Here is a 1,630-nt window from a genome sequence, read left to right on the forward strand (position 1 = left end):
TGCGCAGCTCAGAGGGATAGGAGGAAGGGCGTGCCATGACTCAATCCTTTCACGGAATCGAGTCTCCACCGAACCCGGAACGGTTCAGGCGCATGTTGAAGGCGGGCGGCCGGCTGGGTGAGTGGGGCGGTGTCGTCATGATGCCGGAGTGCTCCTGATCGAGGACGTTCGGTTTTCCTGCTTGCGAGCTGTGCGTCTGGTGTTGCCAGCCGGGGACTCGGATTCCGGGGTGTCGGACGGATGCGGCAGACACCGCTGGGAGGATCCGGTACGGCTGTTTGTGCGGGGGTGGAGCCGGGAGCGTGCGCCCGCGGTCTGTTGGCGCGTGCGGCGGTTCAGGGGGTGCTGTGCCGGTGGCGTGCGGTCCAGCGCATGTCGAGGGCTTCCAGGGCGTCCAGTTGTTCTCGGGAGAGGGTTTGCGGAGCGCGTCGTTTCTCGGCGATCCACCTCCCCAGGGCGAAGGCGGGGCCGTCCTCGCAGGTGTAGCTGTGGGGAACGTCCAGGTGATGGTGGCGGCGGCGGTAGGCGTAAGCGGCCCGGAGTCCTCGGGCGAAGGCCCACTGGGAGGCGCCGCGGGGTCGGCGCAGCAGGAGGGCCAGGGGGTGCTCGATGGGGAGGTCGCCCAGGAGGTGGTGCTGGTAGGGCTCGAGCTTGTCGAGTTTGTCGATCTGCTGGGCCAGCCATTGGGTGAGTGGAGGGGCGGCAGCGGTGAGTTGGTGCGGGCTGGGAAAGATCAGTGTGTTGTCGCGCGCGGCAGCGCGGGCGCGGGCGTAGGTGCGCTTCCATACAGCTGTGCCTTTGGCGTTCCACCAGGGGTAGATCTCGTTCAGGGCCCGTTGGTAGCAGTGGGGCAGACGGCGGGTGTTGGCTTCCCTTCGGCGCTCGGCGACCCAGCGGCCCAGGTACAGGCCTTGGTGTTGCTCGGCCCACAGGGGGGCGAGGTGTCCGTGGCGGGTGACGTAGTCGCGGGCGATGAGGAGCTTGCGCTCGATGCTGTGCGGAGGGTGCTCCCAGATCATGCCGAGGGTGTCCAGTGCGGTGATGCGTTCGGGCATGAGCAGGCCGTTCTTGCGCATGGAGCGCTGCACGCCGACCCACCAGCCGAGGTGGAAGAAGCCGTCGTGGAGGTAGAGGCTGGGGACATCGAGGTGGCCGTGTTGGGTGTGGAAGTCTGCGGCGACCTCGAAGGCAGCCTCCCATACGCGGTTGGGGGCCATGACGTCGTTCAGGTCGAGAACGGGGATGATCTCGTCGGCGTGTTCCGGGGGCGGGGCGAGCTGGGGGGCGGTGGCGTCGCTCGGGTACCGGAAGTGGTCGACGAGGTGGAAGGTGTGCTCGTCGTAGACGTCGAGGTCGATGAGGACCCGGTAGATCAGGTGGAAGGCGCTCTTCTTGACGGCCTCTTCGAGGGTTTCGCCGGGGGCCATGTAGATGGGGATGACGATGGTGGAGATCTTGTTGTCGCCGGGAGTCTGGCGCAGGGCACGTCCGATGGACTGGACGATGTCGATGGTGCTGGTCTTGGGGTGGGCGAACAGCAGGGAGTCGATGGCGGGGATGTCGACGCCTTCGGCACAGCAGCGGCAGTTGGTGAGGACGGCCCGGCGGGGCGGCTGCTGTGAGGCGGGGG

Annotated in this window: 1 protein-coding gene; it reads right to left on the reverse strand. The window is 67.4% G+C overall.

Features of this window, described 5'->3' with window-relative positions; all coding sequences use genetic code 11:
* Positions 1-335: 335 nt before the first annotated feature.
* Positions 336-1,630 (reverse strand): DEAD/DEAH box helicase (locus H299_RS0123675; protein ID WP_027750428.1); only part of this gene is annotated, 1,295 nt, incomplete at its 5' end.

The sequence above is a fragment of the Streptomyces sp. CNH287 genome, assembly GCF_000424825.1.